Raw genomic sequence first — 12,375 nt, forward strand, 5'->3', positions numbered from 1 at the left:
CTGCAAAACGTACACCCTGTTCAGCCACCCGTTTAACGGTGTGACTGTCGCGTCAGTCCTTTCGGTTCGTGTCTGTGGCCTGCCCCCGATTCATCGCCCGGATCACGCAACCTTGCACCCTATAAAAAAACCAGAGATGCCGTTATGACCGCTTCATCCCCTTCTCTATTGCAACGTCTTAAAAGCCTCAGCCTGGTCACCCAGATCCTGATCGGCCTGATTGCCGGCATCGCCCTCGCGCTGTTCGCGCCGGAAGCGGCCAAAGGCACGGCCTTCATCGGCAAGGTGTTCGTCTCGGCGCTGAAAGCCGTGGCGCCGATCCTGGTGTTCGTGCTGGTCATGGCCTCGATCGCCAACCACAAGCACGGCCAGGAAACCCACATCCGGCCGATCCTGTTCCTTTACCTGCTGGGCACCTTCGCCGCTGCCGTGGTCGCGGTGATTGCCAGCATGATGTTCCCGTCGCATCTGGTGCTGTCCACCGACAACATCGCAGTAAGCGCGCCGGGCGGCATCAGTGAAGTGCTGCAAAGCCTGTTGCTGAGCGTGGTCGACAACCCGGTGAGCGCGCTGATGAACGCCAACTTCATCGGCATTCTGGCCTGGGCCATCGGCATGGGCGTGGCGATCCGGCACGCCGGCGACACCACCCGCGAAGTGGTCAGTGACCTGTCCAACGGCGTGACCCTGATCGTGCGCGTAGTGATCCGCTTCGCCCCACTGGGGATTTTCGGTCTGGTGGCCTCGACCCTGGCCACCTCCGGTTTCGGCGCACTGGTCGGTTATGCGCACCTGCTGGCGGTATTGCTGGGCTGCATGCTGTTCGTGGCGCTGGTGATGAACCCGTTGATCGTGTTCTGGAAGCTGCGCCGCAACCCGTATCCGCTGACGCTGAAATGCCTGCGTGAAAGCGGCATCACCGCGTTCTTCACCCGCAGCTCGGCGGCGAACATTCCGGTCAACCTGGAATTGAGCAAGCGTCTGGGCCTGCATGAAGACACCTACTCGGTATCGATTCCGCTCGGCGCCACCATCAACATGGCCGGCGCGTCGATCACCATCACCGTGCTGACCCTCGCGGCCGTGCACACCCTGGGCATCGCCGTGGACATCCCGACCGCGATCCTGCTCAGCGTCGTCGCCGCGATCTGCGCCTGCGGTGCGTCGGGCGTGGCCGGTGGCTCGCTGCTGCTGATTCCGCTGGCGTGCAGCCTGTTCGGCATCCCGAGCGAAATCGCCATGCAGGTGGTGGCGGTCGGTTTCATCATCGGTGTGTTGCAGGACTCGGCCGAGACGGCGCTGAACTCCTCCACCGACGTGCTGTTCACCGCCGCCGCGTGCCTGGGCGAAGAACAGAAAGCCCAGCGTCCGGCGTAAAAACCCGGCGCAACAAAAAGCCCGCCAAGGCGTAAACCTTGGCGGGCTTTTTGTTGCAGAACGTTTTAGAACGCGCCCATGTAATCGCGCTTGCCCACTTCCACACCGTTGTGACGCAGCAGTGCGTAGGTGGTGGTGACGTGGAAGAAGAACTGCGGCAGACCGTAGCTCAGCAAGTAAGCCTGGCCACTGAAGCGCTTCTCTTTCGGGGTGCCCGGACGAGTCACGATCTCGATGCCTTCCTTGCCATTGATCTGCTCTGGCTTGATCTCGCCGATGAAGGCCAGAACCTTGGCGATCAGCGCTTGCAGCTCGGCGAAGGTGGTTTCGGTGTCGTCATATTTAGGGATTTCGATTTCGGCCAGACGCGAGGAAACGCCTTTGGCGAAGTCCACGGCGATCTGCACCTGACGCACCAGCGGGAACATGTCCGGGTACAGACGCGCTTGCAGGAAGGCGTTCGGGTCGATGTTTTTCTCGGTGGCGTGGGCTTCAGCCTTTTTCAGCACATCACTCACGGCGTTGAGCATTTGTTGGAAAACCGGGACGGATGCAGCGTACAGGGAAATGGTCATGGCAGTCTCACGTGGTGGCTGGGTGAATCGTGGGGGCGATTATAGCCATGCTCGCATGGCGGCGCGGCTTGTCTTTTATCCAGCAAGGATTAGGCTAGGCGCCTTCGACTGCAGAGGGAACGCGCGATGACCACAGAATTTGAAACCAGCTCCGACGAACCACGGCTCAACGCCACGGAAATCCGCATTCTGGGCTCGTTGATCGAGAAACAGGCCACCAGCCCGGAAACCTACCCGTTGACCCTCAACGCACTGGTGCTGGCCTGCAACCAGAAAACCAGCCGTGAACCGGTGATGAACCTGACCCAGGGCCAGGTCGGCCAGAGCCTGCGCGCCCTTGAAAGCCGCGGATTCGCCAAACTGGTGATGGGCAGTCGCGCCGACCGCTGGGAGCACAAGGTCGACAAGGCGCTGGAGCTGGTGCCGGCGCAATTGATCCTGACCGGGTTGATGTTCCTGCGCGGCCCGCAGACCGTCAACGAACTGCTGACCCGCAGCGGTCGCATGCATGAGTTCGAAGACGCCGAGCAAGTGGTGCATCAGCTGGAACGCCTGATCGCCCGCGAGCTGGCGGTGTTGATTCCACGCCAGGCCGGCCAGCGCGAAGATCGTTATACCCACGCGCTGGGCGATCCGGCGGACATCGAGGCGATTATCGCGGCGCGGCAGAACCCGAGTGATCGCGGAGCTGCCAGCGGTGTGTCAGTGGAGCGTATCGAAGAGCTGGAAGCGCGGATTGCAGCGCTGGAAGAGCGTCTGGCCCGCCTCGAAGAATAAACGCACCGGGGCGGCGTTATTCGCCGTCCCAGTAATCCACCCCGTCCGCCTGCCGCGCCACCGCGACAAATCCCGAGGCATTGCCGTCGGCATCGACGTTGAAGTTGTCCATCACCGCGTATTTGTTCGAATCCGGGTACTCGCAGATTTCCGGTTGCTGCTGGGTGCTGACCGCCAGATAGCGCAGCTCTTGAGAGCTGGTGTTGATGATTTGATGCGCCGCCTCAGGGCCGCCCGGCGGGCAGGCGATCACGTCACCGGCGCGGATCGGGAAACGTTCGGCACCGAGGCGCACTTCCCCTTCCCCGGCCACCACGTAGAACATTTCCTCATTGACCCGATGACTGTGAAACGGACTGCCACGCATGCCCGGCGGCAGCGCATACAGGCGATATCCGAGCTTTTGCGCGCCCAGTTGCTGGCCGACCCGGGCGAAGCGTTGCTGATAACGCCCGGCAGTTTCGCCCTCGGGGGCCAATGATTCGGGAAGCGGTTCGAGTTCGACGTCATTCAGGTTGAGAATGGGCGCATGCATGCAAACCTCGGCTTTTGTGATGGGCAAGTCTGTGCTTGCTGATGCGGCAGTATAGGCAACGGCAAATCCGGGCAGATATGCCGTTGCTCAGGCTCCATCAGCTACGGGCAAACGCCACCGCTGCATCGAACTGTTCGACCGTCGGCCGCACGCCGGTGTACAGCACGAACTGCTCCAGCGCCTGGATCGCGATCACTTCCAGCCCGGTGATCACCTTTTTGCCCTCGTCACGACCGCGCACGATCAGCGGGGTTTCCGAGGGGATCGCCACCACATCGAACACAGTGTCGGCAGACTTGATCACATCCACCTCAAACGACAGTTGACCCGCTTCCGGGCCGCCGTCCATGCCCACTGGGGTCACGTTGATCAGCATCTGCGGGCGCTCATCGCCCAGTTCTGCCTGCCAGCGATAACCCAAAGAATCCGCCAGCGCACGCCCGGCGCGCTCATTGCGGGCCACGATCAAACCGTTTTTGTAACCGCCATCGCGCAAGGCACTGGCCACAGCCTTGGCCATGCCGCCGCTGCCGCGCAGGGCGAACGTCGTGTGCTTCGGCACCGCGTGGGTCTCCAGCAACTGGGCGATAGCAATGTAATCGGTGTTGTAGGCCTTGAGATGGCCGTTGGTGTTGACGATGGTGTTGATCGACTGGATCGCCGCCGCCGAAGCATCCAGTTCATCGACGAGTGCAATGCTCGCTTCCTTGAACGGCATCGACACCCCGCAACCGCGAATCCCCAGCGCGCGGATCCCGCCGACCGCACCAGGCAAATCCTGACTGCTGAACGCCTTGTAGTAGAAATTCAGGCCCAGTTGTTCATACAAATGGTTATGAAAACGCAGACCGAAATTCCCGGGACGCCCAGACAGGGACATGCACAATTGGGTGTCTTTGTTGGGGTTCATCTGCATGGGAGGCTCCTTCGAATGCACTTTCGGATGGACGGGATTAGCCAGGCCATCGGGTTCTGAACGATCATAAGGCGGTCTGTTCCGGGCATCACAGCCGATGCCGGAAATCCGGTAAACAAACCGGTACAGACCTTACACAAAATTTACCTAGCGGCCGTGCTGTTTTTCAAAATGTTGCTGTCTTAGAAGTATCCCCGCGCCATCCCGGGCCTGTTGCAGGTTCGGACGCCGGGTCGAAGAACCGAGGAATTATCATGATTCGTAAACTCCCCATCGTGGCCTTGTTGATTGGTGCATTCGCGATCACGGGTCAGGCAGAAGCCCACGGCGGTGGCTGGCAGGGCCCGGCGGTATTTGGTGCGATCGTCGGCTCGGCCATCATCGGCTCGGCGCTCATCAACCAGGATCGGCCGGTGTACGTCCAACAGCCTGTTTACGCTCAACCGGCACCGGTCTACGTGCAGCAACCGCCGCCACCGGTCTACTACCAGCCGGCCCCGGTTTATGTGCAGCAACCGGTCTACGTCCAACCGGCCCCGGTCTATTACGGCCCGCCGCGCGGTTATTACGGCCGACCACACTACTACGGTGGCCCGCGCTGGTAACCGGCAAACAGAGCCCCGCTTGATAGCGGGGCTTTTTATTGCGCGCAGATTATTGCCCGCAGAAAAGCCAACCGTCCGTCGGCGAAGGTCTGAAAAAATCTCGCCAAGGTCGCTGTGGGGACAGTTTGAACCGTTAAAGTCGGCATGATGGACTCGACCGTCGGGGGCAAAACACAAACGGTCATCTATTTGTCATGACGGAACCGCACTCTGAATCCGTCCGCATACAACAGGTTGATAACAACAAGGACGACTTGAATGCCTACACAGAATCCGCACCGCATCGTCGGTTTATGCACCTCGAGCAAGGTCTACAACGCCCTGACCGAACTCAAGCACCTGGAAGGCCACCGCACGGCGAAGTTTCTCTCGCTGCTGGCGGAAAACCTGGTGCGCAAGGGCTTTCTCAATGAACACGAGATCGTGCACATGCTCGATCAAGTGGTGGATTGAGCCAGCCCTCACTGGCGTCAATGACCACTATCGAAAGCATTGATTGTCCCTGAAACGGCCAATTCCCTAAGGTAGCTCCATAGATTGATGGAGGTACTTCTCATGGCTCAGGTTCAAATCATGTCCGTTATCGGTAGCGCCGTTCCCGCATCGCTCAGAGAGCTGGGACTGCTCGCCTGCTGGTATCTGGTGCGCGACGGCGAGCCGGTCAGCGGCCCGCTCACGTCCTTGCCCGCCGCCCAGGCACTGTCGCAACAACTGCTCAATGGCCCGTTCAAGGCTTAAGGCAACTGCACTTTTGGTCTGGTTTCGATGAACAGCGCCCAACTCGACATGAACAATGCAGCGATCAGCGGCCCGATCACGAAACCATTGAGGCCGAACACCGCCATTCCGCCCAAAGTCGAAATCAGGATCATGTAGTCCGGCATCCGGGTGTCCTTGCCCACCAGGATCGGGCGCAGCAGATTATCCACCAGACCGATCACAAATATCCCGAACAGCGCCAGCACCACGCCCTGCCAGATCATCCCGCCGAGCAGGAAGTAAAAGGCCACTGGCGCCCAGACGATCCCCGCACCCACTGCCGGCAACAGCGACAGAAATGCCATCAGCACCGCCCAGAGCAACGCACTGGGAATGTCGAGAAACCAGAATATCGCCCCGCCCAAAGCTCCTTGAGTGATCGCGACTACGAGATTGCCCTTTACCGTCGCGCGCACCACCCGATTGAATTTCAGTTGCAAACGACGTTTGTGATGTTCCTCCAGCGGTATCGCCGTGCGCACCTTGCGCGCCAGTTCAGCACCATCGCGCAGAAAGAAAAACAACAGATACAGCATGATGAAGAAACTCACCACGAACTCGAAAGTGCCCTGGCCGAAACTGAATGCCTGAGTTGCCAGCACCTGACTGCCCTGCATCGAGGCCTTGACGATCTTCTCGCGCAGCGCATTGAGCTCACCCATGCCGAAGCGGTCGAGCAAGTGCTGAAAGTATGGCGGCAGGCTGTGTTTGAACTGCGCCAGATAGGCGCCGATATCGAGCTTGCCACTTTCGATATTGTCGTAAAGCGTCGCCCCTTCCTGCACCAGCAGCACGCTGATGACGATCACCGGCAGGATTGCGATCACCAGACACACGCTCAACGTACACAGTGACGTCAGGTTGCGTTGCCAGCCGAATTTCAATTGCAACTGACGTTGCATCGGCGCGAACAGGATGCCAAGGATCACCGCCCAGAACACCGCGCCGTAGAACGGCAGCAGGATCCAGATAAAGGCGATCGTCACCAGAAACAGCAGCACGGTGAGGGATTTGAATTGCAGACTCTTTTGGTTCATGTCCGGTCCAGGTCAGTCAGGCGCCACCCGCGCCCGTCCCGTTTAGTCAGCCAGCGTCAGCGCGAGTGCCCTGTTTCTTCATGGAGCATAGATCCAGATCAATAAACCCTCGGCGCAACTGCTCTACCCTGCCGCGCTTTTGCGACCGACGCCGCCATGACGACCTCCTTCACCCCCGAACTGCTCGCCCCCGCCGGCACCCTGAAAAACATGCGTTACGCCTTCGCCTACGGGGCCGATGCGGTGTATGCCGGCCAGCCGCGCTACAGCCTGCGGGTGCGCAACAACGAGTTCGATCACGCCACCCTGGCGCTCGGCATTCGGGAAGCCCAGGCCCAGGGCAAGCGCTTCTACGTGGTGGTCAACATCGCGCCGCACAACGCCAAGCTGAAAACCTTCCTCAAGGACCTGGCGCCGGTGATCGACATGGCGCCGGACGCGCTGATCATGTCCGACCCCGGCCTGATCATGCTCGTACGCCGCCACTTCCCACAGATGCCGATCCACCTTTCAGTACAGGCCAACACGGTGAACTGGGCGAGCGTCGAATTCTGGCAACAGCAGGGGCTGAGCCGGATCATCCTGTCCCGTGAATTGTCGCTGGAAGAGATCGGCGAAATCCGCGAGCAGGTGCCGGGCATTGAGCTGGAAGTGTTCGTCCACGGCGCACTGTGCATGGCCTACTCCGGCCGCTGCCTGCTCTCGGGTTACATGAACAAGCGCGATGCCAATCAGGGCACCTGCACCAACGCCTGCCGCTGGAAATACTCGGCGCAGGAAGCGACCGAAAACCAGCTCGGCGAGATCGTGCAGACCTTCGAACCGCAACCGACCCTCGGTATCGGCGCCCCCACCGATCAGGTATTCCTGTTGCAGGAAGCCAATCGTCCCGGCGAACTGATGCCGGCCTTCGAAGACGAACACGGCACCTACATCATGAACGCCAAGGACCTGCGCGCGGTGCAGCACGTCGAACGCCTGACCCGCATGGGCGTGCACTCACTGAAGATCGAAGGCCGGACCAAATCGCACTTCTATTGCGCGCGCACCACCCAGGTCTATCGCCGGGCCATCGACGATGCAGTCGCCGGTCGCGAATTCGACCGCAGCCTGATGACCGATCTGGAATCCCTCGCCCAGCGCGGCTACACCGAAGGCTTCCTCCGTCGCCACGTGCATGACGAATATCAGAACTACCAGAACGGCAGCTCGGTGTCGGAGCGTCAGCAGTTTGTGGGTGAACTGACCGGCGAACGTCGGGATCGACTCGCCGAGGTCAAGGTAAAGAACCGCTTTGCGCTGGGCGATCACCTGGAACTGATGACGCCCAAGGGCAACTTCCATTTTGATCTGCATGAATTGCAGAACTTCAAGGGCGAAGCCATCGACGTGGCGCCGGGGGACGGGCACACGGTTTATCTGCCGATTCCGGATGCGGTGGATTTGCGCTTTGGCTTGTTGATGCGCGACGTGAGCGGAGCCTGATCCGGCTCAGACAAACTCCTCGCGCAACATCGCCACAAACGCCTCACGCGCCGGGTGCACCCCGGCGTTTTCATGCCAGTAGAACAAGTTGTCGATGGCCGTCAGCTCCGGGAATTCGTAACCCGCACACCCCGCGCCTTTCGCGTATTGCTCGAACACGCCCTTGGGCACCAGGGCCACGCCGGCGCCGGCACTCACGCAACCGACAATCGCCCCGTAACTGGCCAGGCTGACAATCGGCAGTGCCAGCCCCTGACGCAACAACCAGTGCTCCAGCGCGGCGCGATACGGACAGCCTTGCGGCCACATGAACACGGTTTTGTCCTGCAAATCGTCGAGGTCGCGCACCGGCCCGAACGAGGTCGATGCGATCAGCAGCAATTCTTCGCGATACATCGGCGTGCGTTTGAGCTGCGAGCGCTCGACGTCCACCGCAACGATGGCGCCGTCCAGACGATGGCTCACCGTATCGTCCAGCAATTGGCCCCAGGTGCCGGTGGTCAGTTCCAGCGCCACGTTCGGATAGCGCTTGTGAAACTTCGCCAGCAGGCGCGGCAGGCGCCCGGTCGCCGAAGATTCAATAGCGCCGATGCGCAGCGGCCCGGACGGTTCGGCGGCAGGATCGACCGCGCGTTTGGCTTCAGCTGTCAGCGCCAGAATCTTCTCCGCGTAAGCCAGAAAGGTCTGCCCCGCCGGACTGATCCGCAGCCCGCGCCCTTCGCGCAGAAACAGCGCCACCCCCAGCTCCGCTTCCAGGGATTTGATCCGCGCCGTGATATTCGACGGCACGCAAAACAGCTTTTCAGCGGCTTTGGCGATGCTGCCGACCTCGGCCACGGTCTTGAACATACGGATCTGCGCCAGCTCCATAATCATCACTCTGAGTGAACGGTTGGTGCAGTATAAGTCAGTTGTGGCGAATGATTGGTCGCCCGGATACTCGGCGCATCAACCCTCCTGGTGCCTCGCTCATGCCGTCCACTTCACCTTTGAAAATCCTGTTGGCAATGGCCTTCGTCGTCGGCTGCTGGGCCTATTCGCCCACCGGTATCCACATCGGCCTGCAAGCCTACGATCCCGGTCATCTGGCGCTGCTGCGGTTTCTGCTGGCTTCGTTGTTCATGGCAGTGATTGCGGGTTTCAAGGGTATTCACCTGCCGCGTCTGCAGGATTTGCCGCTGTTGTTTGCCTTGGGCTTCTTCGCCGTCAGCCTGCATCACGTCGTGCTGAACATCGGTCAGCAAAGCGTCAGTGCCGGCGCGTCGAGTGTGCTGGCGCAATCGACGCCGCTGTTCAGCACGCTGCTGGCGCGGTTTCTGTTTAAGGATCGGGTGAGCGTCTGGCGCTGGGGTTGCGTGCTGACGGGATTCGTCGGCGTGGTGATTGTGGTGAGTGGCGATCGCGGCCTCGGCAGCATCGACGCCCACGGTTTGCTGATCCTGCTGGCGGCGGTGTCGTGGAGCGTTTACTTCGCCCTGCAAAAACACCACGCCCGGCGCTACGACGGGCTGACGCTGGTTTGTTACACGGTGTGGTCCGGCACACTGTTGCTGTTGATCTACTTGCCGGGCCTGGCCGACAGCGTGGCCAGTGCGCCGCTGCGGGTGCAATGGGCGGTGCTGGGTCTGGGCGTGTTTCCCAGCGCCCTCGCCTATCTGGCGTGGGCGTTCGTGCTCAAGCATGTGGACTTGAGCCGGGCGACGATGACGCTGTACCTGATTCCGCCGACCGCAATGGGCATTGCTTCCGTGGGATTGGGCGAACGACCGACGCTGTTGGTGCTGGCGGGTTCGGCGGTGGTGTTGATCAGTGTGCTGGCGTTGAATCTGGAGCGGCCCGCGGCGGTGCGAGCCATTGAGACTTGAGTGGCGACACCGTTATGCGCCGCCCGCCGAAAACCGGTCACGACTGTTGGTCAGGTGCAGCCACATCGCTGCACGCGCGGCATCCGGGTCCTGACGCTTGATCGCGTTGAGGATCGCCTCATGCTCCAGATTCGCCAGTTGCCCGAGCTTGCTCAAATCCACCGCCCCGCGCTCGGCCGCGTTGACCCGGGTGCGCGGGATCATCGCGCTGCCCAGGTGCTGCATGATTTCGGTGAAGCAGACATTGCCGGTGGCTTCGGCAATCAGCAGGTGGAAGCGCCGGTCGGCCTCGACGCAACTGTCGTTGTTGGCCAATAGACGCTGATAGTCGTCCAGCGCCTGACGCATCTGCACCAGTTGTTGCTCGGTTCGGCGCTGCGCCGCCAGTGCCACCGCTTGCGTCTCCAGGCCCATGCGCAATTCGAGAATGCTGCGCACGCCCAGCGCGGTGTCGACATTCAGTCGCAATCCCTGCTCCGGCGCGCGCTCGATCACGAAGGTGCCGATGCCGTGCCGCGTCTCCACCAGCCCCGACGCCTGCAATTTGGAAATCGCCTCACGCACCACGGTGCGACTGACCCCGTGTTCCTGAACGATCGAGTTTTCCGACGGCAGCTTGTCACCGGGCAGCATCTGGCCGAGCAGGATGCTCTGGGTGAGTTTTTCCACCAGGTCATGGGCCAGGTTGTGTGCGCGTTTACGGGCGGGAGCGTCGAGGTCTTCTTGCATGGTCGGTTCCGGTGATCGGGGCAAACCGATCGTAGCACTGGAGGCGATGACTTGTATGAGCTCCTATGAATTCCGGGGCTCAACTTGTATGACAACACTCGATTTTAGCTAGAAAAACTCTCACTGCGCCGAGCAACCACCCCGCGCCCCTTGGCATAAAATGCTCTGCCATATCTGGAGCACCCCTTACCAAAGCCAATAAACACGGGACCAAAAACCTGAAAAAGCATAAAAAACGCTTCCCGTAGACAAATTTGATTGAGCACTCCCGCTTGTAGGACAAAAAAATCTAGTTGTATGATGTCTATCAACAACGCAACACCAGACACACCCCGCATAAAAATAACGAGTGGGAGAAAACCAAGTGAAATCATCCATTGCCGGGATGAACGAGGGCGCCGATTCCGTGCTGTCCTCCGCCATTGCCAAAGTCAAACGCCACGTCCTGCCGCTGTTCGTCATCATGTTCATCGTCAATTACATTGACCGGGTGAACATCGGCTTCGTCCGCACCCACATGGAACACGACCTCGGCATCGGTGCCGCGGCCTACGGTTTCGGTGCCGGGCTGTTCTTCATCGGTTACGCGCTGTTCGAAGTCCCCTCCAACATGTTGCTGCAAAAGGTCGGCGCGCGAATCTGGCTGACCCGCATCATGTTCACCTGGGGCCTAGTGGCCGCCGGCATGGCGTTCATCCAGAACGAAACCCACTTCTACATCCTGCGTTTTCTGCTCGGCGTGGCCGAGGCCGGATTCTTTCCCGGGGTGATCTACTACTTCACCCGCTGGTTGCCGGGGGCCGAGCGCGGCAAGGCGATTGCGATTTTCTTGAGCGGTTCGGCCGTGGCCTCGCTGATTTCCGGCCCGTTGTCCGGCCTGCTGCTGCAGATTGAAGGTCTGGGCCTGCACGGCTGGCAGTGGATGTATTTCATTGAAGGGATGTTCTCGGTCTGCCTGTGCGTATTCGTCTGGTTCTGGCTCGACGCCAAACCCCATGATGCCAAGTGGCTGACCCGCGCCGAGCAGGACGCGCTGGTCAAAGCCATCGACGATGAACAGAAGGCCCGCGAAGCCGCGACCCCGATCCGGCCGTCGCTGGGCAAACTGCTCAAGGATCGCCAGATCATCCTGTTCTGCCTGATCTACTTCTTCATTCAATTGACCATCTACGCGGCGACGTTCTGGCTGCCGAGCATCATCAAGAAGATGGGCGAGATGAGCGACTTCCAGGTCGGCCTGTTCAACTCGATTCCGTGGTTGCTGTCGATTATCGGCATGTACGCATTCGCCTCGTTCTCGGCGAAGTGGAAAAACCAGCAGGCATGGGTCGCCACTGCATTGCTGATCGCCGCCGCGGGGATGTTCATGTCCACCACCGGCGGGCCGATCTTCGCTTTCGTTGCGATCTGCTTTGCCGCACTGGGTTTCAAATCCGCCTCGTCACTGTTCTGGCCGATTCCGCAGGCCTATCTCGACGCACGGATCGCCGCTGCCGTCATCGCGCTGATCAACTCGGTGGGCAACCTCGGCGGCTTCGTCGCCCCGACCACCTTCGGCCTGCTGGAACAACACACCGGTTCGATCCAGGGCGGCCTCTATGGTCTGGCCGCGACCTCGATCATCGCCGCGATCATCGTGTTCGCCGCCCGCATGACACCCAAATCCGCACCTGAAGTCGCCGTGGCCGATGCCGCGCCGAAACACGCCTGAATCT

General features: G+C 60.5%; 14 protein-coding genes. 8 read left to right on the top strand and 6 right to left on the bottom strand.

All coding sequences use genetic code 11. The features are described from left to right. Positions 1-144: 144 nt before the first annotated feature. Positions 145-1,377: a serine/threonine transporter SstT gene (sstT, locus tag M5G18_RS06530; RefSeq protein WP_207983340.1), complete on the top strand. Its 1,233-nt coding sequence runs from the start codon at positions 145-147 to the stop codon at positions 1,375-1,377. 65 nt (positions 1,378-1,442) lie between these two features. Here the strand turns inward: sstT and M5G18_RS06535 are convergent, their stop codons facing one another. Next, positions 1,443-1,952, bottom strand: coding sequence for a DUF1993 domain-containing protein (locus M5G18_RS06535; protein ID WP_007951572.1), 510 nt, complete (start codon positions 1,950-1,952; stop codon positions 1,443-1,445). Positions 1,953-2,078: 126 nt separating this feature from the next. On the opposite strand from M5G18_RS06535, the gene M5G18_RS06540 reads away from it, so the two are divergent. Further along, the gene (locus tag M5G18_RS06540; protein WP_007951573.1) at positions 2,079-2,729 is read left to right on the top strand and encodes a YceH family protein; all 651 of its coding nucleotides are present in this window, start codon (positions 2,079-2,081) and stop codon (positions 2,727-2,729) included. A 16-nt stretch (positions 2,730-2,745) separates the two neighbouring features. On the opposite strand, the gene M5G18_RS06545 is transcribed toward M5G18_RS06540, so the two are convergent. Together M5G18_RS06545 and M5G18_RS06550 are read right to left on the bottom strand one after the other, a co-directional pair. After that, the gene (locus tag M5G18_RS06545; protein WP_273898846.1) at positions 2,746-3,264 is read right to left on the bottom strand and encodes a cupin domain-containing protein; all 519 of its coding nucleotides are present in this window, start codon (positions 3,262-3,264) and stop codon (positions 2,746-2,748) included. Positions 3,265-3,361: 97 nt separating this feature from the next. Then, positions 3,362-4,180, bottom strand: a complete 819-nt coding sequence (locus tag M5G18_RS06550; protein WP_273898844.1) for a shikimate 5-dehydrogenase — start codon at positions 4,178-4,180, stop codon at positions 3,362-3,364. A 254-nt stretch (positions 4,181-4,434) separates the two neighbouring features. Between M5G18_RS06550 and M5G18_RS06555 the strand changes: the two genes are divergently transcribed. The 3 genes from M5G18_RS06555 (at position 4,435) to M5G18_RS06565 (ending at position 5,523) form a co-directional block, all read left to right on the top strand. Next, on the top strand, positions 4,435-4,785 hold the full coding sequence (locus tag M5G18_RS06555) for a hypothetical protein (protein ID WP_007951578.1): 351 nt from the start codon (positions 4,435-4,437) through the stop codon (positions 4,783-4,785). Positions 4,786-5,043: 258 nt separating this feature from the next. Then, positions 5,044-5,238 carry a hypothetical protein gene (locus tag M5G18_RS06560; protein ID WP_007951579.1) on the top strand — a complete coding sequence of 65 codons (195 nt, stop codon included), beginning with the start codon at positions 5,044-5,046 and terminating at the stop codon, positions 5,236-5,238. Positions 5,239-5,340: 102 nt separating this feature from the next. Beyond that, positions 5,341-5,523 carry a hypothetical protein gene (locus M5G18_RS06565; RefSeq protein ID WP_064380832.1) on the top strand — a complete coding sequence of 61 codons (183 nt, stop codon included), beginning with the start codon at positions 5,341-5,343 and terminating at the stop codon, positions 5,521-5,523. On the opposite strand, the gene M5G18_RS06570 is transcribed toward M5G18_RS06565, so the two are convergent. Further along, positions 5,520-6,581, bottom strand: coding sequence for an AI-2E family transporter (locus M5G18_RS06570; protein WP_273898840.1), 1,062 nt, complete (start codon positions 6,579-6,581; stop codon positions 5,520-5,522). The genes M5G18_RS06565 and M5G18_RS06570 overlap by 4 nt on opposite strands. 156 nt (positions 6,582-6,737) lie before the next feature. On the opposite strand from M5G18_RS06570, the gene trhP reads away from it, so the two are divergent. Beyond that, a complete protein-coding gene (gene trhP / locus M5G18_RS06575; RefSeq protein ID WP_273898839.1) occupies positions 6,738-8,066 on the top strand; it encodes a prephenate-dependent tRNA uridine(34) hydroxylase TrhP in 1,329 nt (442 codons plus the stop codon). Positions 8,067-8,072: 6 nt separating this feature from the next. Here trhP and M5G18_RS06580 read toward each other — a convergent pair whose 3' ends face one another. Then, positions 8,073-8,936: a LysR family transcriptional regulator gene (locus tag M5G18_RS06580; RefSeq protein ID WP_085608313.1), complete on the bottom strand. Its 864-nt coding sequence runs from the start codon at positions 8,934-8,936 to the stop codon at positions 8,073-8,075. 101 nt (positions 8,937-9,037) lie between these two features. On the opposite strand from M5G18_RS06580, the gene M5G18_RS06585 reads away from it, so the two are divergent. Further along, on the top strand, positions 9,038-9,931 hold the full coding sequence (locus M5G18_RS06585) for a DMT family transporter (protein ID WP_273898837.1): 894 nt from the start codon (positions 9,038-9,040) through the stop codon (positions 9,929-9,931). Positions 9,932-9,943: 12 nt separating this feature from the next. On the opposite strand, the gene M5G18_RS06590 is transcribed toward M5G18_RS06585, so the two are convergent. Further along, positions 9,944-10,660, bottom strand: coding sequence for a FadR/GntR family transcriptional regulator (locus M5G18_RS06590; protein ID WP_221533189.1), 717 nt, complete (start codon positions 10,658-10,660; stop codon positions 9,944-9,946). Positions 10,661-11,024: 364 nt separating this feature from the next. Between M5G18_RS06590 and M5G18_RS06595 the strand changes: the two genes are divergently transcribed. Then, entirely contained in the window at positions 11,025-12,371 is a 1,347-nt protein-coding gene (locus tag M5G18_RS06595) for an MFS transporter (RefSeq protein WP_273898836.1), read from the top strand. Positions 12,372-12,375 lie beyond the last annotated feature (4 nt).

It is taken from the genome of Pseudomonas aphyarum, assembly GCF_028657055.1.
Classification (GTDB): domain Bacteria; phylum Pseudomonadota; class Gammaproteobacteria; order Pseudomonadales; family Pseudomonadaceae; genus Aquipseudomonas; species Aquipseudomonas aphyarum.

Coding starts and splice junctions, on each gene's coding strand:
- trhP (WP_273898839.1), top strand. CDS start 6,738: ATGACGACCTCCTTCACCCCCGAACTGCTCGCCCCCGCCGGCACCCTG.
- M5G18_RS06555 (WP_007951578.1), top strand. CDS start 4,435: ATGATTCGTAAACTCCCCATCGTGGCCTTGTTGATTGGTGCATTCGCG.
- M5G18_RS06585 (WP_273898837.1), top strand. CDS start 9,038: ATGCCGTCCACTTCACCTTTGAAAATCCTGTTGGCAATGGCCTTCGTC.
- M5G18_RS06570 (WP_273898840.1), bottom strand. CDS start 6,581: ATGAACCAAAAGAGTCTGCAATTCAAATCCCTCACCGTGCTGCTGTTT.
- M5G18_RS06580 (WP_085608313.1), bottom strand. CDS start 8,936: ATGGAGCTGGCGCAGATCCGTATGTTCAAGACCGTGGCCGAGGTCGGC.
- M5G18_RS06590 (WP_221533189.1), bottom strand. CDS start 10,660: ATGCAAGAAGACCTCGACGCTCCCGCCCGTAAACGCGCACACAACCTG.
- M5G18_RS06560 (WP_007951579.1), top strand. CDS start 5,044: ATGCCTACACAGAATCCGCACCGCATCGTCGGTTTATGCACCTCGAGC.
- sstT (WP_207983340.1), top strand. CDS start 145: ATGACCGCTTCATCCCCTTCTCTATTGCAACGTCTTAAAAGCCTCAGC.
- M5G18_RS06565 (WP_064380832.1), top strand. CDS start 5,341: ATGGCTCAGGTTCAAATCATGTCCGTTATCGGTAGCGCCGTTCCCGCA.
- M5G18_RS06540 (WP_007951573.1), top strand. CDS start 2,079: ATGACCACAGAATTTGAAACCAGCTCCGACGAACCACGGCTCAACGCC.
- M5G18_RS06550 (WP_273898844.1), bottom strand. CDS start 4,180: ATGCAGATGAACCCCAACAAAGACACCCAATTGTGCATGTCCCTGTCT.
- M5G18_RS06545 (WP_273898846.1), bottom strand. CDS start 3,264: ATGCATGCGCCCATTCTCAACCTGAATGACGTCGAACTCGAACCGCTT.
- M5G18_RS06535 (WP_007951572.1), bottom strand. CDS start 1,952: ATGACCATTTCCCTGTACGCTGCATCCGTCCCGGTTTTCCAACAAATG.